General features: G+C 62.3%; 14 protein-coding genes and 2 pseudogenes. 10 read left to right on the forward strand and 6 right to left on the reverse strand.

The window, feature by feature from the left end; genetic code table 11:
* Positions 1-68 precede the first annotated feature (68 nt).
* The gene (locus KVO92_RS02045; RefSeq protein ID WP_336512594.1) at positions 69-1,769 is read left to right on the forward strand and encodes a phosphoethanolamine--lipid A transferase; all 1,701 of its coding nucleotides are present in this window, start codon (positions 69-71) and stop codon (positions 1,767-1,769) included.
* A gap of 282 nt (positions 1,770-2,051) precedes the next feature.
* Here KVO92_RS02045 and KVO92_RS02050 read toward each other — a convergent pair whose 3' ends face one another.
* From KVO92_RS02050 to KVO92_RS02060, 3 genes are all read right to left on the reverse strand, one after another.
* A complete protein-coding gene (locus KVO92_RS02050; RefSeq protein WP_217474032.1) occupies positions 2,052-3,482 on the reverse strand; it encodes a Na+/H+ antiporter NhaC family protein in 1,431 nt (476 codons plus the stop codon).
* Positions 3,483-3,581: 99 nt separating this feature from the next.
* On the reverse strand, positions 3,582-4,835 hold the full coding sequence (locus tag KVO92_RS02055) for an MFS transporter (protein ID WP_217474033.1): 1,254 nt from the start codon (positions 4,833-4,835) through the stop codon (positions 3,582-3,584).
* A gap of 2 nt (positions 4,836-4,837) precedes the next feature.
* Entirely contained in the window at positions 4,838-6,160 is a 1,323-nt protein-coding gene (locus KVO92_RS02060; RefSeq protein ID WP_217474034.1) for a tetratricopeptide repeat protein, read from the reverse strand.
* Between the two features lie 234 nt (positions 6,161-6,394).
* Here KVO92_RS02060 and KVO92_RS02065 point away from each other — a divergent pair, with 234 nt between their 5' ends.
* Complete coding sequence (locus tag KVO92_RS02065) at positions 6,395-7,189, forward strand: AraC family transcriptional regulator (RefSeq protein ID WP_217474035.1); 795 nt, start codon at positions 6,395-6,397, stop codon at positions 7,187-7,189.
* 11 nt (positions 7,190-7,200) lie between these two features.
* Here KVO92_RS02065 and KVO92_RS02070 read toward each other — a convergent pair whose 3' ends face one another.
* Together KVO92_RS02070 and KVO92_RS02075 are read right to left on the reverse strand one after the other, a co-directional pair.
* Positions 7,201-7,665 carry a RidA family protein gene (locus tag KVO92_RS02070; protein ID WP_217474036.1) on the reverse strand — a complete coding sequence of 155 codons (465 nt, stop codon included), beginning with the start codon at positions 7,663-7,665 and terminating at the stop codon, positions 7,201-7,203.
* Positions 7,666-7,737: 72 nt separating this feature from the next.
* A complete protein-coding gene (locus KVO92_RS02075) occupies positions 7,738-8,973 on the reverse strand; it encodes a MalY/PatB family protein (RefSeq protein ID WP_254621260.1) in 1,236 nt (411 codons plus the stop codon).
* A 126-nt stretch (positions 8,974-9,099) separates the two neighbouring features.
* On the opposite strand from KVO92_RS02075, the gene KVO92_RS02080 reads away from it, so the two are divergent.
* From KVO92_RS02080 to KVO92_RS02090, 3 genes and pseudogenes are all read left to right on the forward strand, one after another.
* Positions 9,100-9,987, forward strand: coding sequence for a LysR family transcriptional regulator (locus tag KVO92_RS02080; protein WP_217474037.1), 888 nt, complete (start codon positions 9,100-9,102; stop codon positions 9,985-9,987).
* Positions 9,988-10,027: 40 nt separating this feature from the next.
* Positions 10,028-10,783, forward strand: a pseudogene (locus tag KVO92_RS02085) (methyl-accepting chemotaxis protein); the annotation flags it as partial.
* Between the two features lie 727 nt (positions 10,784-11,510).
* Positions 11,511-11,678: pseudogene (locus KVO92_RS02090) on the forward strand (multidrug transporter); the annotation flags it as partial.
* A 76-nt stretch (positions 11,679-11,754) separates the two neighbouring features.
* Here the strand turns inward: KVO92_RS02090 and prpR are convergent.
* Positions 11,755-13,707: a propionate catabolism operon regulatory protein PrpR gene (prpR, locus tag KVO92_RS02095; RefSeq protein WP_217474038.1), complete on the reverse strand. Its 1,953-nt coding sequence runs from the start codon at positions 13,705-13,707 to the stop codon at positions 11,755-11,757.
* 199 nt (positions 13,708-13,906) lie between these two features.
* Here prpR and KVO92_RS02100 point away from each other — a divergent pair, with 199 nt between their 5' ends.
* From KVO92_RS02100 to KVO92_RS02120, 5 genes are all read left to right on the forward strand, one after another.
* Positions 13,907-14,965: a phosphotransferase family protein gene (locus tag KVO92_RS02100; protein WP_217474039.1), complete on the forward strand. Its 1,059-nt coding sequence runs from the start codon at positions 13,907-13,909 to the stop codon at positions 14,963-14,965.
* Positions 14,962-15,375 (forward strand): DUF6285 domain-containing protein, encoded by a 414-nt coding sequence (locus KVO92_RS02105; protein ID WP_217474040.1) that lies wholly within the window; start codon positions 14,962-14,964, stop codon positions 15,373-15,375. Before KVO92_RS02100 ends, KVO92_RS02105 begins: the two co-directional genes overlap by 4 nt.
* Positions 15,372-16,544 carry an acyl-CoA dehydrogenase family protein gene (locus KVO92_RS02110; protein ID WP_217474041.1) on the forward strand — a complete coding sequence of 391 codons (1,173 nt, stop codon included), beginning with the start codon at positions 15,372-15,374 and terminating at the stop codon, positions 16,542-16,544. Before KVO92_RS02105 ends, KVO92_RS02110 begins: the two co-directional genes overlap by 4 nt.
* Positions 16,544-17,311, forward strand: coding sequence for an SDR family NAD(P)-dependent oxidoreductase (locus KVO92_RS02115; RefSeq protein ID WP_217474042.1), 768 nt, complete (start codon positions 16,544-16,546; stop codon positions 17,309-17,311). The genes KVO92_RS02110 and KVO92_RS02115 overlap by 1 nt, the downstream gene beginning before the upstream one ends.
* Positions 17,312-17,395: 84 nt before the next feature.
* Positions 17,396-19,051, forward strand: coding sequence for an AMP-binding protein (locus KVO92_RS02120; RefSeq protein WP_254621262.1), 1,656 nt, complete (start codon positions 17,396-17,398; stop codon positions 19,049-19,051).
* Positions 19,052-19,063: the final 12 nt, after the last annotated feature.

A 19,063-nucleotide genomic window follows, 5' to 3' on the forward strand; every position in this document is an offset into this window, starting at 1 on the left:
ATCGCTGACGGTTTGCTCACGTCTCGCTCTCTACTCTGCGGCCATCTCATTCAGCAGGGCTGATCGCCGTGGATCGCAACCAACCGGATACTCACAGACCTCGTGGCTGGGCACTTCTTGCCAGCCGTAACCGCCTGATCCTCGCCACCGCGTTATGGTTGCTCGTCGCCAGCAACTGGCCGTTCTGGCACGCCGTCTGGCAAGGCGTAGGCGGGCTGCGCGAGGGCAATGGTTTGTTCCTGGCGACCCTGCCGCTGTTCGTCCTGGCCTGGTTGTTTCTGCTGCTCAGCCTGCTGGCCTGGGGCCGCCTGACCAAGCCGGTGCTGGCGCTGGCGCTGCTGATCTCTGCCGCCGCCAGCTACTTCATGAACAGCTATGGCATCGTCATTGACCACAGCATGCTGACCAATCTGGTACAGACCGACACTGCCGAGGCCACCGAGCTGCTCAGCTGGAAGCTGGCCGCCTGGCTGCTGGGCTTCGGTGTGCTGCCGGTCCTGCTGATCAGCCGCGTCCGCCCGGCACTGGGTAGCTGGCGGTCCGAGCTCGGCAAGAAGGCGCTGGGCATGGGCGTGGCCGCGGTTTGCCTGGCCGCAATCGCGTTCAGCCAGTATCAACCGTACGCATCGCTGTTGCGCAACCATCATGAACTGCGCCTGATGCTGGTGCCCTCCAATGTGGTGGCTGCAGTGCAGAGCTACGCCAAGCGTCAGCTGGCGACACCAACGCAGCTGGCCCTGGTCGGTACCGATGCGCATCGCCAGGTGCCGGTGTCCGCAACGCGGCGGCCCAGGCTGACCATCGTGGTCGTTGGCGAAACCGCACGCGCGGCGAACTTCTCGCTCAACGGTTATGCGCGTGACACCAACCCCGAGCTGTCCAAACGTGGCGTGCTGAGTTTCACCCAGGCCAGCTCCTGCGGCACGGCGACGGCGGTTTCGCTGCCGTGCATGTTCCTCGATGTCGGTCAGCGTGGCTACAAGGACGGCCTGGTGAAGAGTCGCGAGGGCCTGCTCGATGTGCTCCAGCGAGCAGGCGTCGCCGTGCTCTGGCGCGACAACAACTCGGGCTGCAAAGGCGTGTGCGACAGGGTCCCGCATGAGGACGTGGACCATCTGCACGTGGCTGATCTCTGCCGCAGCGACGAGTGCTATGACGGGATCCTGCTGCACGGCCTGCAGGCTTACCTGGACCAGCAACGGGACGACACCGTCGTGGTGCTGCACATGAAGGGCAGCCATGGACCGGCCTATTTCAAACGCTATCCGCCAGCATTCGAGCGCTTCAGCCCGGTCTGCGACAGCAATCAACTGGATCGCTGCGAGCGGCAGAGCATCCTCAACGCCTACGACAACAGCCTGGCGTACACCGACCATGTGCTGGCACAGACCATCGACCTGCTCGAACACAACGCGCAGCGCTTCGATAGCGCGATGCTGTACATGTCCGACCACGGCGAATCGCTCGGTGAAAATGGCCTCTACCTGCATGGCTTGCCTTATGCGATGGCCCCGACCGAACAGACCCATATCCCCATGCTGCTCTGGCTGTCGGACAGCCTTGCGCGCAGCGCCGCCGTCGATACCGACTGCATGCAACAACAACGCGATCGCGCCTTGTCGCACGACAATCTGTTCCACTCGGTCCTCGGCTTGATGGATGTGCAGACCAGCGCCTATCACCCAGACCAGGACCTTTTCCGGGCCTGTGAGCCGGCGGGCGGCAAGCTGCTGGCTCTGCACAAAACTGAAGACAATCAGGTGAATTGAGGGTTAAGTGAGCCGGCGGAAGAAGGCGAGGGCGGTTGCCCTTTCCCGACCCAACGGCGTTTTCCTTCCGCAGGTGCAGTTACAGCCCAGAGCGGCGCGGTTCCATGTCCGTTTGCAAGGAAAGGCTTGGCTTGATCACGATTCAAGACGGCCAACCGACCGGAAGTGAGCAAACGCAGGTGCTGGCCGCTCTTAATCGTGATAGATGCCTGCCTCTCGCTCGAACTGGCATGCAAAAAAAAGAGCGGCGCCATGCGCCGCTCTTCGCGTTTGCGGGATGCATCAAGCCGACGTTGACAGTCCCATCAGCACGAAAGCCGTCAAGGCCACCGCAGCGGCCGTTAGGCAATAGGGCAGCTGGGTCTTGATGTGCTCCATCAGGTCGTTGCCGGTGGCGGTCGCAGTGACGATGCCGGTGTCGCTGATAGGCGAGATGGTATCGCCGAATATCGAGCCGGAGATGGCGGCGCCGATGACCAGATACGGGTCTGCTCCAGCGGTGACGGCCAGTTGGATACCGATCGGGATCATGATCGAGAAGGTGCCCCAGGAGGTGCCGGTTGAGATCGAAATGATCGCCGATACCAGAAACACGAACGCCGCGATCAGGCCGGCCGGCAGCAGCGCGCTGAACTCATCGGCGAGAAAGGTGCCGATCTTCAGTTGGCTGGCGACGTCTCCGATGAGGAAGGCAAGGGTCAGCACCACGACCATCGGCATCATTGCTTTGTAGCCATCCATGAGATGGCCGAAATAGGCCTCGATGGTCAGCGTGCGCTTGACGAATACGTAGTGCACAAAGCCGACGGCCTGCCCGACCAGCACGGCCCAGAGCACGGAAGTCGAGCCCGAGCCGTTGAGGATGTTGCCGTCACCGGTGATATAGAGCCAAAGCGGTGTACAGACGATGGTAACGAGCAACGGCACCAGCAGGTTGGAGACGCAAGGTTTCTGGCCTGGCACGCACTCGTTGTTTTCCTCAGCAAGCGGCGTCGCGCCGTCACGCAGCTCTATGCCCTGAGCGGCGCGCAGATTGGCCTGGCGCATCCGTGGAAAGGAGAAGCGGGTAAAGATCGAAAGCAATACGACGCCGATGGACGCCCAGGCGAAGAAGTTGAACAGGATGGAGTGTGACAGGATGCCGAACGGGTTGCCGCCAATAACCCCACGGTCGATCTGCACGGCGATCACCCCCATCATCGCCGCGCCCCAGCCGTTGGCCATTACCGATGACCAGGACGCGATACCCATGTTCTTCAGCACGTAGGCTGTCTGCTCGCGCGAGACGCGGTGTTTGCGCGCCAACGCGGACGTAGCTGCGCCGGAGGTGAGCATCGCCAGGTAACTGTCGATGAATATGATCGAAGACGTAACCCCGGCCATCAGCTGGGTGCTGCGCCGCCCCTTAACTACCTGCAGGCGCTCGGAGAACAGCGCGACCAGGCCCTGCATCCCCCCGGTAACGCGAGCGAGGTGGATCAAGCCGCTGATCATGACGGTAAACAGCAACGTCTTGACCGCGCCTTCAGACTGGAAGATGCCGACCACTCCGTCGACCGTGCTTTCCAGCCCGATGCCGATATCGAAGTTGGAAAGAACCAGGAAACCAGCTACCGAGCCGGCGATCAGAGCGAGCACTACCTGCCGGGTAGAGATCGCCAGGAATATTGCTATCGCGGGGGACAGAAGGCCCCAAGCACCGAATTCTTGCATCGCAAACGCCTCTTGGATTTTGTTGTTGTTTGTCCTTGTGGAGCGGATGTCGTTGGGTAGTCTGGTGTTCCTCTCTGGGTCGAGTGTGTGTGCTGGCAATCAGCGGGTGGCTTGAGCCGCCTGGCTATTCGCCGCAAACGGCGCATTCCAGGCGTAGGCAATCAGGCCGAAAATCGGGCCGGCCACCAATAGCCAGGTCGAGTCGAGCCCGATGTGTTCGAACAACGTCGTAACGGCGGCGATCGAGACAACCGTGATGGCGAAGCCGATACAGTTCTGGATCGCCAGCGCGCCACCGACCAGTTCCGGGCGGCAGGCGCGCGCCGCTAGTGCAGAAAAGTGCGGTGAATCGGCGACCACCGCAGCCCCCCAGATAGCCAGCAGGATCACCAACGCCAACGTCGGAAGCTGTTGCCACCCCAACGCGAACATCAATGCGCAAATGCCAGAGATCGCCAGAGCGGTAAGCGCCACCTTCGCGCTGCCGAAACGTTGCGACAACATTCCTCCAACCAGTGAGCCCAGCGCGCCGATGCCTATCACGCAGAAGGACACCCCCGAGACGCCAAGGGCAGGGAAGCGCTCGGCCAGTGTGGTATTCGCGGCGATCAGCGGCACGATCGTCCAGAAGGTGTACAGCTCCCACATGTGGCCGAAGTAGCCTAAGGTCGCTGCGCGAAAATCACGGCTGCGAAAGGCGCTGAAGATGGCGCTGGCATGGGGCGCCGCTGCCGTCCCGGATGGCAACGGCGACGCGAGCATGCGGCTGTGGGGACCGTCGCCCAGCGCACCGATCAGTCCTGCGCCGAGCAATGCCAGCAACGAGGACGCGCTGATTACCCATTGCCATGGCACCTCGGCACCAACGGTGCGCAACGCGTGCGGTAGCGCGGTTCCCAGCGTCAGCATCGCCACGAGCTGCGAGAGTGCCAAGCCCGTGCGTTCCGGCGCCCAGCCGACGATCAGTTTCATGCCCATGGGGTAGATGCCCGCCAGGCAGACGCCGACGCAAAAACGCACGGCCAGCCCACTGACGAGCCCTTCGGCGAGCCAGGCGAAGCCAAGGTTAAGCAATGCTCCGAGCAGCGCGCTGACGACAAAGATGCGGCTGGCGCGGAAGCGGTCGGCCATGCCGCTGAGCGAGATACACAGCGTGCCGAGGATGAAACCCAGCTGGACCGCACTGGTCAGCCAGCCGATTTCGGCAGCGCTGACCTGCCACAGCCGCTCCAGGTCTGCGGCGGTGCCGTTGGCGCTGAACCAGAGCGCAGTGCCGAACAGCTGGGCGATGGCGATCACCGCGACGGGTCCCAGCCGCTGCAGGCCGCGTGAAAGGGGAAGCGAGGCTTGCATGTTCACGCCCCGGCAACGCTGGCCAGCCAGCGGCTGTCACGACGCGAGGGGCGGCGATGAAGGCGCTTGTCGATCAATGCATGTGCTTTCTGAGTTTCGCCAGCACGCATCAATGCGACGACGAGGGTGTCCTCGACGATCTCGCGCTGCGCGCCGCTGCCGCCGATACGGGCCACGTCGGCCGCCACCGGTTCGAGCAGGCGCGCGCAAGCTGCGTAATCTTCGTTGGCGAAGGCATGCGCTGCGCGGCAGAGCGTCGGGACGACGCTGCCTGCCGGAAGTGCGTTGCTCTGGACCATCTCATCGAGCACTGCAACACGTTGTTCAAGGGCTGGCTGGTCGCCGGTCGCGGCGGCAAGCAGCGCCATGTGGAAGTCGGCGAAGGCGAAGCCGGCCTGGCGGAAATAGGGCGTCGAGTAGGCCACGGCTTCTTCCCACAGGCCCGCCGGGACGGGATGCCCGTAGGCCTGCAGGCGCCACAGGAAGGATGACGTGTCACTGACTACATTGACCGGCACGCCCGTGGTGACAGGCGGCGCCACATTATCGGTGTAGATCGCCAGAGCGCGCTCGGCGTCGCCCGCTTCCAGTGCGACCAAAGCACCGTGCCAAGCCACATGGCCATGCAGGATGCCGTTGCGGTCATAACCCGGCAGCCAGTCCTGCAGGAAGGCGCCGGCCTCGTCATGGGCGCCGGCTTCGTGCAGCACGTGAGCATTGGCGTGCGCCGCGTTGGCATTGTTCCAGCGCACCTCGAGCGAACGCTGGGTCAGTTTACGGCCCAGCTCGATGTTGCCGTTCTCGCCGTGTGACCAGCCGCGATAGTTGAGGAACCACCAATCGTCGTCACCGAAATGACGGGCATGCTTTTCAACCAGATCGACACGGGCCTGGTCGTGGTCGGCCATGCCGGAAAAGGCAAACAGGCCAAAGGCTCCGAGCGGCAACGACATGATGAGAATGTCGTTCGGCCACTGATCCAGATGCACCAAAGCGCTCTCCAGCGCTTTCGGAGCCTGACCATTGAGTGCGAAGTAAAGCGTTGCGACGTGGCTTCGCTCACGCTCGGTGGCGAATGTGCTGACCAGCTCAAGCGCTTTCGCCACTTTGGCGCGGGCTTCGGTTACCTCAGCACGAATCGCGTGCAGCCGTGCTCGTGCGGCATGGGCCAGAGCGAAATCCGGGTCTACGGCTATAGCGTCTTCCAACACCTCGGCAGCGCCTGGCCAGAGTGACAAGAGCAGATCGACGCCCGTCTGGTAGCGTTCGGCTGCCAGCGCGGAAGTGGTGGAGAGTGGCAAGTCGTAACGGTCACGGCAGGTCATTGTTCTCGGCTCCCGGTATTGGATTCGGTGGCGGGTTGCTTTGCTCTTCGTCCGGCCCAGCGACGGACCTCAGCGATGACTGCATTAAATCGCTTTGAGCTGTGGCATTCTTTCGACTAACGGACACATGATGTAGAGCAACTGCCAGCTTGCGCTGAGCCATGAATGGAGCCGATGGCTCGATGAGTCGAACTCATGGCCCGTTTGGCAACTGGTGCTCCTAGGAGATAAGCGTTGAACTGGCATCCCCTCGAATCACCTCGTGATCTGCAGCCACCACAGCCACTGACGGTGCGCTCCGAGTCGCTCGCTGCACGTCAATACTTCGCCGAGCACAGCCACGATTGGAACCAATTGGTCTATGCCATCTCCGGCGTGCTGACGGTGAATGCGGCCGGTGGCTCATTCGTGATTTCCCCTGAGCAGGCGGCATGGCTGCCCACCGGCGTGTCGCATCGCGTGGGTTCGCTTCTGGGGGCGGAATTCCGCAGCCTGTGGATCGCCAACGAGCCCGGTGCATCGCTGCCACCACCGGAGGCGACCGTGTTTGCCGTATCGCCCTTGCTCAAGGCGCTGATCATCGAGGCCGATGCCGTCTCCGACGCGCCTGATGAAGACGGCTATGCCGGTCGGGTGACGCAGTTGATCCTCGATCAACTCAGGCGAGCCCGCCCGATCTCGACGGCATTGCCCTGGCCGACCAGCAACGCGCTCACAACCCTGTGTGAGGCGCTTTACGCCAACCCGGCGGACCCTCGAGAGATCAGTGAATGGGGGCGGGCATTGGGTATGTCAGAGCGGACCCTGACGCGTCATTTCGTTGCCGAGACAGGCATCAGCCTGCGCTCCTGGCGCCGGCAGTTGCGGCTGTTCCGCGCAATCGAGTTGCTGGGCGGTGGCATGGGCGTGACGCAGGCCGCACTGGAGCTGGGGTACAGCTCGACGTCGGCGTTCATCTATACGTTTCGCCAGGAGATGGGGTGCCCGCCGCATGCCTACATGCATGGGCGGGCGGAACGGCAGGACTGAGCGCCCGGCGCTCAGTTCACTTCAAACATCGCTTCGACTTCCACGGGCGCGTTCAGCGGCAGCGCGGCGACGCCGACAGCTGAGCGGGCATGGTGGGCGCGGTCGCCGAGGATTTCGACGAGGAAATCCGAGGCGCCGTTGGCGACCAAGTGGTGCTCGGTGAAGCCCTCACCACCTGCGACAAAAACCGTGATCTTCACCAGGCGAACGATGCGTTCGAGGTCGGTGACTGCGGCCTTGGCCTGAGCCAGTACGTTGACGGCGCACCACTTGGCGGCATCCTGCCCGGCCGGCACGTCGAGCTGCTGGCCAAGCAGTCCGGTGTAAGCCAGTTTGCCGTCCTTCAACGGCAGTTGGCCGGAGGTGACTAGCAAGTTGCCGGTGCGCACGTAACCGACGTAATTGGCAACGGGCCTGGCGGGGGTCGGCAGCAGAATGTCACGTTCGGCCAGGCGGGCTTCGATGGTCTGGGTCATAGTGGTTCTCTTTTTACGGTTGCACACAAGCACCGGGCCGCTCCCGAAGGGCGGCCCGGTGGTAGGGGGGAATCAACGTTGGGCGACGGCGCTGGTAATGCGCGCGATCGCGTCGTCCACGGTCACGCGGCTGCAGCCCAGATTGGCACGCATGAAGCCATTGCCCTCGACGCCGAACTTCGGTCCCTTGTCGAGCCAGACGCGCGCCTGGGTCAGCATGAACTTGTCCAATTCGGCGGGCGTCATGCCGAGCCCACTGCAGTCCATCCAGGCCAGGTACAGCGAATCGGTCGGGAGCACCTTGATCTTCGAGGTCGCGGAGTGGATGGCATTGCGGAAATGCACCTGGTTGTCGCGCACGTAATTGAGCAGTTCTTCCAACCAGGGCTCGCCGTGGCGGTACGCCGCCTCGCAGGCGACCACGCCCATGGCGTTGACGTAGCGATAGACGTTGCGCTCGTACTGCCGCGTCAGTTCCTCGCGCAGGCGCCGGTTGGGCACGAAGACGTTCGCGTTCTGCAGGCCGGGTAGGTTGAAGGTCTTGCTTGGCGCCGTGCAGGTGATGCTGTTCTGGGCAAAGGCGTCACCCAGCGAGGCGAAGGGAACATGCCGTTTGGCGGGGTTGAGGATGAAGTCCTGGTGGATCTCGTCGGACAGCACGATTACCCCGTGACGCGCGCAAATCTCGCCCATGCTGCGCAGCTCGTCTTCCGACCAGACGTTACCAGTAGGGTTGTGCGGGTTGCTGAGGATGAACAGCTTGGTGTCCTTACGGATCGCGCGCTCGAAGGCTTCGGCGTCGAAGCGGTAGCCCTCGCCGGTGTATTCCAGCGGCGCGTAGGCCAGACGCCGGCCGTTGATCACTGAGTCGTCATGGAAATGCACGTACACCGGTGGCTGAATGAGCACCGAGTCGCCCGGCGAGGTGAACGCCTGGATAGCTGTTTTCATGGTGGTGATGATGCCGGAGGTCTGCAGCAGCCATTCCGGGGCAACATCCCAGCCGAAGCGGCGCTGCTGCCAGCCGACGACCGCCTCTACATAGCTCTTCGAGCCGCCGGCCGTGTAGCCGAACACGCCGAACTGCACGGCCTCGGCAAGGGCGTCGATCACCGGCTGTGGCGAGCGGAAGTCCATATCCGCGACCCACATGGGAAGCGGGTCAGCGGCGTACTCGTCAGGCGCGAGGAACAGCGGGGCGCAGTCCCACTTCATCGAATTGGTGTGCCGACGCTCGATGACCTCATCGAACATCGAGCGTTGCGGAGTCAGACTGGAAAGCGCCTTTGGGGCGACGGCTTCGTTCATAGCGTTCTTGTCTACCTTGTATTGCGAAGTCGAGGACCGGTGCGTTGGCCCTTTACGCTGTTGTAACAGCATCTCATCATGAGCAGAAATGGTTATGCTTCATGGATTCATGACAGGAGCTCATCGATGGTTGATAGCTATCACCTGACGATTCTGCGCGAGGTGTCTCGCCTGGGCAGCGTCACGGCTGCAGCCGAGCGGTTGAACGTCAGCCAGTCGGCGCTTTCCCATACCATTCGCAAGTTCGAGGATCGCCACGCCATCAAGGTGTGGGTTAAGCACGGTCGCGCGTTGCGGTTTACCCAGGCCGGCGAATACCTGCTGGCGCTGGCCGAGCGGATTTTGCCGCCGATGGAAGAGGCGCAGCGGGTGCTCGCCGAGTTCGCCGAAGGCCGGCGCGGCGCGTTGCGCGTCGGCATGGAGTGCCATCCGTGCCAGCACTGGCTGATGCGCATGACAGGCCCCTATCTGGCCGATTGGCCGGAGGTGGACTTCGAAGTCCGTACGGCCTTCAGCTTCGATGGCGTGGCGGCACTGGTGGGTTACGAGATTGACCTGCTGATCACGCCCGACCCGCTGAAGCGTCCGGAGTTGATCTTCGTTCCGGTGTTCGACTACGAATTGGTTCTGGTCGTGCACGAAGCGCATCCGCTGGCCGGCAAGCCTTGGCTGGCGCCGGAAGACCTCTTGGACGAAACGCTGATTACCGTGCCAGTCACGCTCGAGCGCCTGGACGTCTATACGCGCTTCCTGGTGCCGGCGCACTGCCGGCCGCGCCGCCAGACCACAGCCGAGAGCACCGAGTTGATGCTGCAGCTCTGCGCTGCCAGGCGTGGCGTCAGCGTCCTGCCGGACTGGCTCCTACGCGAGCAGGGCGCCGACTTGCCACTGCGCGGCATCCGCCTCGGCCGCGACGGGCTGCACAAGCGCATCCATCTGGGTTTGCGCCGGGGCGAAGAGACCGTTGACTACATGGCCGGTTTTATCGAGCGGGCACGGGGCACGGTGGCGTGAGCCTGTCACTAACAGTCGGTGGCCAACGTTTGCGCGGCAATCCGACGATCAGAGCCAGCGAACCAATAGCGTCGCTGCGGCGATCAACGAACTCGGCGCAGCCGCACATGAAATTGCAAGCAATGCGGCCCATGCCTCGAGCGAAGCTGGTACGGCACGTAGTCAAGGCGAAGAAGGGCGTGAGGTGTTGGCCGAGGCGTTGACATCGATGCAAGCACTGAGCCGCAAAATCGGCACAAGCTGCGAGCACATTGAAGCCTTGAACGGCAAGGCAGCCAACATCGGCCAGATCCTCGACGTGATTCGCGGCATTTCGGACCAGACCAACTTGCTCGCGCTCAACGCCGCTATCGAGGCGGCCCGCGCCGGCGAAGCCGGCCGTGGTTTTGCGGTTGTAGCCGACGAGGTGCGTTCCCTGGCCAGCCGGACGCAAGCATCGGCACAGCAAATACAGGAAATGATCGAAGAGCTGCAAACTGGCTCGCGTGACGCGGTTGAACTCATGCGCGAAAGCCGGCGCCAGAGCAGCCATAGCGTCCAGGTTGCCGAACAGGCGGATGAACGGCTGGGCAGCATCACGGCGCGTATCGGTGACATCGACGGGCAAAACCAGTCGGTTGCCGCTGCAACCGAAGAACAGACCGCCGTAGTCGAGACGATCAACATGGACATCAGCGAGATCAACCTGATCAATCAGCGCAGCGTGGATAACCTTCAGGCGACGTTGCAGGCCTGTACTGAGCTCGAGAAGGAAGCTGAGCGCCTGCAGCGCCTTGTCGGTGGGTTCCGGATCTGATGCCAGCTGCCGTTTCCGGTAACGGATGAACAGGGCAGCGTGTTCGGCTCGCAACGGGTCGAACAATGCCCGGGCTGCCCGCCCGCTGATGACCGGAATGACGCTCTCACATCGACGAGCGCGGCTCGTGCCAGCGGTATTTTTATGCAGCAATGTGACGCCGCAGACCCGACCCGACCTACACACCGCTGAAGGGTACTGTCAGGACTACTGCGCCTGGCAGGATCCCAATCCAGGTCCGCGCGGCCAACAATTCTCCGTTGGTTGAGGCATATCCCGCAGCGGACTGGTGCAGCATGACCTGATGGAGAACTATGTTCGGATCGCGGTAGCCGGTTGTTCAGCGCTAACCGCCGGCGATTCAATAGGAAATACGCTGTTCGGTAGCATGCCTACGGTCGTGCAATGCCGAGTTGGCGCTGGCCGGGTGGCGTTGCCATCCGCTTGAGCGAGAGCGGAATACCCATCGATGTACTGAACTGAAAACGAGGCACGGTCGGTACTAGCTTCCCGTCTGCCGACTGAACGCACATCAGGTTGACGCCCGACTGCCACGGGCCATGCCTAACCGACCGCTAACCGTCCCGCAGCTGCCATGCGGCGGATCGGATATTGGTGCCGGGGTTGCGCGAAGTCGCTACTTAAACCTATTGGGGCCGCATCAATGGGCCGCGCCGTTGAGAAAGAACTGTTCGATGACAGTTGCCATTGCCGCCCGGGCGACAGCGCGAACCTAGACCTGTCCGAAGGACGCCGGGACGCGGCGGTCGCCAAGTACGAAGGCGCCATCCAGATCGCGTTCCGCGAGGTGGCCGATGCTCTGGCCGCGCGGGAGACCTTGCTACAGGAGGAACGGGCACGTCGCGCACTGGCCACCACCAGTACGGAAGCCTTGATGCCTTGGAAATCTTGTCGCAGTGGTCGCCAAGGTGTGCTAAGCCATGCAGTGTCTGTCGACGTTTTGTACATCTTCAGTGTGTCGATCGTAGCCGTCGCCACAATGTCGTCCGGCTAATGCCTAGCCGGCGTGCTGCTTCGTTGAGATTGCCGTGGCAACTTTCCAGCGTTTCCTTTACATGGCGAATCTGTGCCGCCTTGCCAACCTGTTGCAATGCTGTTTCCCGTGAGGGTTGTTCCCGTGGCGCTGAGCTCGAGAGGGTACTGCACAACTCCGGTAACACGCGGGCTAGGTATTGCTCGTCCAAGCCGTCCTCTCGAATGAGTTCGGTCGCCGATAACATCGCACGCTCGATAATGTTTTCTAGCTCTCGTACATTGCCAGGCCAGCGATAGCGCACCAGGTAAGGCATCAATGCGGTGGGTACGTCTACGGCACCCGGCGGCTGGCCCTGTCTGAGCAGGCGCTGGCTAATGCCCACGCAAATCTGTTCGATATCTTCGGGCCGCTCGCGCAGCGGAGTGGTCTGTAGGCGCAAGATATTGAGTCGGTAATACAGATCGCTACGAAACCCTCCTTCTTCAATTGCAGTGTTCAGGTCTTGATGAGTGGCGGCGATGATGCGCACGTCGATGGAGATCGGTTCGGTGCTACCGAGCCTTAAGACCTCACGCTCCTGCAGCACCCGTAGCAGTCGAGTCTGTAACGACACGGGCATGTCGCCAATCTCGTCGAGAAACAACGTGCCGTGGTGCGCGGCTTCGATCAGGCCATGCTTGCCGCCCTTGCGCGAACCGCTAAAAGCACCTTCTTCATACCCGAACAGTTCACTCTCCAGCAGTGACTCTGGAAACGCAGCGCAATTGATGGCGACGAAGGGATTGTGCCGGCGCGAGCTTTCGTTGTGGATACCCTGCGCCAGCAACTCCTTCCCCGTGCCGCTTTCACCTGTAATTAGGATGGTCGAATGACTACTCGCAAATTGCTTGGCCAATTGCAGCATCTCGCGGTTGGCCTTGCTTCTGCCCTCGAGCTGGTCGAGACGGTAGCGGGCAGTGAAGGCACCCGGACGTCGCGTGGACCGAATACGATGATCGGCGCGCTGGACGGCAGCGATGTCCTGGCAGGTCAAGACTAAACCGGTACGTTCGCCGTTTTCCAAGATGGGCAGTAGATTGCTAACTACGGCGTGAGAGCCGAGGCGTATCACGCGGTTCTCCTCGCCAGTACCGTCCCGCAGAGCTTGTTGCAGGTCCAGTTCAGGACACAGCTGTTGTAACGGGCGGCCCAGTGCAGCGCTGGGCGGCATCTCCAGCAATTGGGCAAGGGCAGGGTTGAGCGATTGCACTACGCCCTGATTGTCGACCGCAGCCACGCCGCTTGGGATGTGTTGCAGTACGGCATTGAGATGGCGACGTTTAGCGATCTCCATGCGTTGGCTGTCCAGGATCCCCATGGCCTCCTCAAGGGCCTTGCGCACTGTGTCCTCGCTCAGCGACAGCACGCCGTGCAGGCCTGCCTGTTCCGCCAGCTCCACAACCGTGGATGAGCCGATGATGCTGCGACAGCCCAGACAGGCGGCTTCTTCGACGGCCTGTCGAGCTTCTTCCAGCGAGGTATAGACAGCTTGGTGAACCTGAAGCGTGAACAGCGCCCGCATGGCTTGCAGATCGTGGTTAATTCGGTTGTAGCTGAGCAGGGCCACGTGTGAGGAGTGCTCGCGGGCGTAACTGAGCGCTCGCAACAGATCGTCGCCGCCAACGCGCATCGACAGTACTGGACGCGCTAGGTGCTTGCGCAGGTAGGCAGCTGTGGCACCGGCACAAACGAATACGTCAGCTTCCCCCCGCTGCTCGATCTCGCGCGCTTGTTGCAGCGCTTCGGATACCGACGTGTCGAGCACTTGAATATGGGTGTCGTGATAATTCGCCGAAAGCCCGGCCACCAAATGAGCGAGGCGGCTGCGGTGCTCGGGCCGCTGTAGGTGGCTGATCAATACAACGACTTGAGAGGTTGGCGAGTGCATCGCTAGGCCTATTCATATCTGCAAATTGCAATTGTGAATCAGATGATTTCACGAGTGAAACATTATGTGCGTCGACGAGCCAGGCGCAAGACGCTGAAAAGCAGCGCTGAAGAGGGTTCTAGCGGGATTCAATAGGTTGGCCCGCGCCTTGCTGGGTCTCTCCTGCCAACCATGAACCTAAGGCAGGGCCCGAGATTCCATGAGCAGTTCCCCCACCATTTCACTGGCCAGCGAAACATGCGCGGCCAATCCGGACGACCAGCGCCTGGTGGATTTCATCCGTGAGCACGCTTCGGCAGAGCGGGTAATCCTCCAGGCACGAAAACGCCTGAGTGGCGGTGCCATTCAGGAAAACTGGCAGTTGGACCTGCTCATCGAGGGCGGTCCCTGGGCTGGAGCCCGGCGTTGGGTTCTACGTAGCGATGCACTCTCCGCACTGCCGGCCAGCCTCGGCCGCGAGCAGGAGTTCGCGGTGCTCCAGGTGGTTCATCAAGCCGGTGTGAAGGTGCCGCGCCCGTTGTTGCTGTGCCGCGACCTAGGTGTCCGTGGGAGGGTCTTCTTCCTCATGGAGTATGTGCCCGGAATCAGTGCTGGTCGCATACTCAGCGCCGGCGCCGGTGTTCATGGCCGGGCGCAACTGGCGGCGCAGCTGGGCGCCAATCTGGCGCGCTTGCATCAGATACGGCCGCCGTGCACGACACTGGATTTTCTCCCGTTGCCGGACACTACACCGGCGCTCGCAACAATCAACAGCTATCGCCGCTACCTCGACACCCTCGTTGATGCCTACCCGGTGCTGGAGTGGGGCTTGCGCTGGTGCGAGCTCCACGTCCCTCAGAACCGCGCGGCCTGCCTTCTACACCGCGATTACCGTACGGGCAACTACCTGGCCGGCGATCTGGGGCTCGAGGCCGTACTCGATTGGGAGTTTACCGGTTGGGGCGATCCTTATGAGGATCTCGGCTGGTTTACCGCACCCTGTTGGCGTTTCACTCGAGCAGACCTCGAAGCGGGCGGAGTCGGGCAGTTGGAGGACTTCCTGGGTGGCTATCACGACGTGTCATCGGTGTGTGTCGACCCGGACCAGCTTCACTACTGGCAGGTCATGGCGACCTTGCGCTGGGCGGTGATTGCCCTTCAGCAAGGCCAGCGCCATCTATCCGGGGAAGAGCCTTCCCTCGAACTAGCCCTGACGGCACGGCTGTTGCCAGAACTTGAACTCGACATTCTGAAGATGACCGGAGCCGAAGCGCCATGACCCAGCCCGATGCGCAAGCGTTGCTAGAAATCTCCCGCACGACGTTGCTGGAACAGGTGTTGCCAGCGCTACCCGGCGAGCTGCGTTACCCGGCGCTGATGATCGCCAATGCGATGGCTATCGCAGTCCGTGAGAGCACCTTAGCTGCTCAGGCCGAGTATCAGGAGTGGGCGTGCCTGGGCGATTTGGTCGACGAGGCACCTGCCACGTTGCCCGAAATGCGCCGCCAGCTGGTTCGCGACATTCGTCAAGGCCGCCATGACAACCGGCAAAGCTGCCGCAGCCTGATCGCGGCACTACGCCAGGTCACCCTCGCTCGACTGGCGATCAGTAACCCCAAGGCTTTGCCCTGTACGGCGTTGGCCACTCCCATCCCTCCGACTCACAATAACAACGAAGGACAGCCATGAATTTCACCCTCCCGGACGAACTGCTTACCTTACAGGCCAAGACACGAGCCTTCATTGCCGAACAGGTCATCCCGTTTGAGAACGACCCACGCCAGGGCCGCCACGGACCCAGCGACGCGCTGCGCCAAGACCTGATATCTCGTGCGCGCGACGTTGGCCTACTGACCCCCCATGCGAGCCGCGAAATGGGCGGCCTAGGCCTGAGCCATGCAGCCAAGGCGATCGTCTTCGAAGAAGCCGGCTACTCGCCGCTGGGCCCAGTGGCGTTGAACATTCATGCACCGGACGAAGGCAACATCCATCTGATGGACGTGGTCGCCACCGAGGCCCAGAAGGACCGCTGGTTGCGCCCGCTCGTCCAAGGTCATGCCCGCTCGTGCTTCGCCATGACGGAGCCTGCGCCAGGCTCCGGTTCGGATCCCTCGATGCTGCGCACCACGGCCGTCCGCGATGGCGACGACTACTTGATCAGCGGCCGTAAATGGCTGATTACCGGCGCCGAAGGCGCCGATTTCGGCATCATCATGGCGCGGATGGAAGATGGTACGGCGACCATGTTCCTAACCGATATGAAGCGTGACGGAATCATTTACGAACGTCAGTTGGACTCGCTGGACAGTTGTTTCACCGGTGGACACGGGCAGTTGCGCTTCGACAATCTGCGCGTACCGGCAAGCGATGTGCTCGGTGAAATCGGCAAAGGCTTCCGGTATGCACAGGTTCGGCTGGCCCCAGCGCGCCTAACGCACTGCATGCGATGGCTCGGCGCCGCGCGGCGCGCGCACGATGTTGCGTGCGACTACGCTCGCACCCGTGACGCGTTCGGGAAGCCTCTGGGCGCGCACCAGGGCGTAGGCTTCATGCTGGCGGACAACATGATGGATCTGCACGTAGTGCGGCTGGCGGTGTGGCACTGCGCATGGGTGCTCGACCAGGGGCTGCGCGCGAATGTTGATTCGAGCATGGCCAAGGTGATCAGTGCCGAGGCGTTGTGGCGAGTGGTTGATCGTTGCGTTCAGGTCCTGGGTGGTCGCGGGGTGACCGGAGATACCGTGGTCGAGCGGATTTTTCGCGACATTCGCCCGTTCCGCATCTATGACGGCCCGAGCGAAGTGCACCGCATGAGCCTGGCGAAGAAGCTACTCGACCAGCGCCTGGAGGCTCACTGATGAGCCCGGAGCTGACCCGATTGTTTGCGCTCGACGGGCGTCGCGCACTGGTGACCGGGGCCTCGAGCGGACTGGGCCGCCATTTTGCCCTGACGCTAGCCGCAGCAGGTGCCGAGGTGGTGGTGACGGCCAGGCGGCAGGCGCCGTTGCAGACGCTGGTCGAGGCTATCGAAGTGGCAGGAGGGCGAGCGCAAGCCTTTGCCCTTGATGTGACCTCTCGTGAGGATATCTGTCGGGTACTCGAAGCCTCTGGCCCGCTAGATGTGCTGGTTAACAATGCCGGAGTGAGCGACAGCCAGCCCTTTCTGACCTGCGACGATCAAAGTTGGGATCGCGTGCTCGACACCAATCTCAAGGGCGCCTGGGCCGTAGCACAGGAAGGCGCGCGACGCATGGTCGCCGCAGGGAAGAGAGGGAGCGTAATCAATATCACCTCAATTCTCGCCAGCCGTGTGGCCGGCGCGGTCGGCCCCTACCTGGCGGCCAAGGCTGGCCTGGCGCATTTGACACGATCCATGGCGTTGGAATTGGCGCGCCACGGTATTCGCGTGAATGCCCTGGCGCCAGGCTACGTGATGACTGACCTGAATGAGGCTTTCCTTGCCAGCGAGGCCGGGGAAAGGTTGCGCTCGCGAATTCCCGGACGACGCTTCAGCGTACCGGCTGACCTAGATGGTGCCTTGCTGCTGCTCGCAAGCGATGCCGGACGGGCAATGAACGGCGCCGAAATCATCATCGACGGCGGGCATTCGTGTAGCAGCCTGTAACGCGACCTGACGCAACAACAACAAGAAACAGGAGAAGTGTATGTGCCATTACCCGAGCACTATGCCGATGGGGTGCCTGCCATTATGAATCCGACCCTTGAGCCGGAGCTTGCTCCCAACGACGCCAACCATGTACCGCTGTCGCCGCTGTCGTTTCTAAAGCGTGCCGCGCATATCTACCCTCAGCGCGAAGCGGTCATCTATGGCTCGCGGCGCTACAGCTACCGTCAACTGCACGAGCGCAGCTGCGCGCTGGCCAGTGCACTGGAGCGAATAGGCATCCAGCCGGGCGAACGAATAGCGATACTGGCGCCGAACATTCCGGAAATGCTTGAAGCCCACTATGGCGTACCGGGCGCCGGGGCGGTGCTGGTGTGCATCAATATCCGCTTGGAGGCGCACACCATTGCCTTCATCTTGCGTCACTGCGGGGCCAGGCTGTTGTTCTGCGACAGTGAGTACGGTTCCCTGGCTCATCAAGCGCTGGCCATGCTCGACGAACCACCGCTGCTGGTGGGGATCGATGATCGGCAGGCCGAGGGCGCCGAGCTGGATCAGGATCTGGGCTATGAAACGTTTCTCGCCCAGGGGGATGCCGGGCGCCCGCTGAGCTTGCCGCACGACGAGTGGCAAACTATCGCGATCAACTATACCTCCGGGACGACCGGCGACCCCAAAGGCGTAGTTTTGCATCACCGTGGCGCCTACCTGAACGCTTGCGCCGGAGCGCTGATGTTCCAATTTGGGTCCCGCAGCGTTTACCTGTGGACGCTGCCGATGTTCCACTGTAACGGCTGGAGCCATACCTGGGCGGTCACGCTATCCGGCGGGGCGCACGTGTGCCTGCGCAAGGTCCAGCCTGAAGCGATCCACACCGCCATTGCCGAGCACGCGGTGACACACCTAAGCGCCGCCCCGGTAGTGATGTCGATGCTCATTCACGCCGCGCATGCCCGCATTTTGGCCGTGCCGGTATCGGTGATCACCGGCGGCGCTGCGCCGCCCAGCGCGCTCATCGCCGCAATGGAATCACGCGGCTTTAGTATCACCCACGCCTACGGCATGACGGAATGCTACGGCCCCAGCACGCTGTGCCTGTGGCAACCGGGTGTCGACGAATTGCCGCTGGAGGCTCGCGCGCAGTTCATGAGCCGCCAGGGCGTCGCTCACCCGATGCTCGAAGAGGCAACAGTGCTCGATACGGACACTGGCCACCCGGTGCCGGCCGACGGTCTTACCCTTGGCGAGTTGGTGGTCCGTGGCAACACTGTAATGAAAGGGTACTTGCACAACCCTGACGCGACCCGTGCCGCGCTAGCCGGAGGCTGGTTGCATACGGGCGACCTCGCCGTGCTTCATCCGGATGGCTACGTGGAGATCAAGGATCGAGCCAAGGACATCATCATTTCCGGTGGCGAAAACGTCAGCTCACTGGAAATCGAAGAAGTGCTCTACCAGCACCCCGAGGTAGTCGAGGCAGCGGTGGTGGCGCGCCCGGATTCGCGCTGGGGTGAGACTCCCCACGCGTTCGTTACCCTTCGCGCCGATGCCTGCGCGACGGTCACCGAAGGCGACCTGATCCGGTGGTGCCGGGATCGACTAGCGCATTTCAAGGCGCCAAGGCATGTGTCGCTGACAGAGCTCCCCAAGACCGCCACCGGCAAGATCCAGAAGTTCGTCCTGCGCGAGTGGGCCCGCCAACAGGAGGCGCAAACCGCCAACGCAGAACCCGAACACTGACCGAGTTGCGTC

The sequence above is a fragment of the Stutzerimonas stutzeri genome, from assembly GCF_019090095.1.
Lineage (GTDB): Bacteria > Pseudomonadota > Gammaproteobacteria > Pseudomonadales > Pseudomonadaceae > Stutzerimonas > Stutzerimonas stutzeri_AN.

What these genes read in the sequence shown, in the direction of transcription:
- KVO92_RS02075 (WP_254621260.1), bottom strand. Translation starts at nt 8,973, where the DNA reads ATGAACGAAGCCGTCGCCCCAAAGGCGCTTTCCAGTCTGACTCCGCAA.
- KVO92_RS02100 (WP_217474039.1), top strand. Translation starts at nt 13,907, where the DNA reads ATGAGCAGTTCCCCCACCATTTCACTGGCCAGCGAAACATGCGCGGCC.
- KVO92_RS02115 (WP_217474042.1), top strand. Translation starts at nt 16,544, where the DNA reads ATGAGCCCGGAGCTGACCCGATTGTTTGCGCTCGACGGGCGTCGCGCA.
- KVO92_RS02110 (WP_217474041.1), top strand. Translation starts at nt 15,372, where the DNA reads ATGAATTTCACCCTCCCGGACGAACTGCTTACCTTACAGGCCAAGACA.
- KVO92_RS02120 (WP_254621262.1), top strand. Translation starts at nt 17,396, where the DNA reads ATGAATCCGACCCTTGAGCCGGAGCTTGCTCCCAACGACGCCAACCAT.
- KVO92_RS02080 (WP_217474037.1), top strand. Translation starts at nt 9,100, where the DNA reads ATGGTTGATAGCTATCACCTGACGATTCTGCGCGAGGTGTCTCGCCTG.
- KVO92_RS02050 (WP_217474032.1), bottom strand. Translation starts at nt 3,482, where the DNA reads ATGCAAGAATTCGGTGCTTGGGGCCTTCTGTCCCCCGCGATAGCAATA.
- KVO92_RS02070 (WP_217474036.1), bottom strand. Translation starts at nt 7,665, where the DNA reads ATGACCCAGACCATCGAAGCCCGCCTGGCCGAACGTGACATTCTGCTG.
- prpR (WP_217474038.1), bottom strand. Translation starts at nt 13,707, where the DNA reads ATGCACTCGCCAACCTCTCAAGTCGTTGTATTGATCAGCCACCTACAG.
- KVO92_RS02060 (WP_217474034.1), bottom strand. Translation starts at nt 6,160, where the DNA reads ATGACCTGCCGTGACCGTTACGACTTGCCACTCTCCACCACTTCCGCG.
- KVO92_RS02055 (WP_217474033.1), bottom strand. Translation starts at nt 4,835, where the DNA reads ATGCAAGCCTCGCTTCCCCTTTCACGCGGCCTGCAGCGGCTGGGACCC.
- KVO92_RS02105 (WP_217474040.1), top strand. Translation starts at nt 14,962, where the DNA reads ATGACCCAGCCCGATGCGCAAGCGTTGCTAGAAATCTCCCGCACGACG.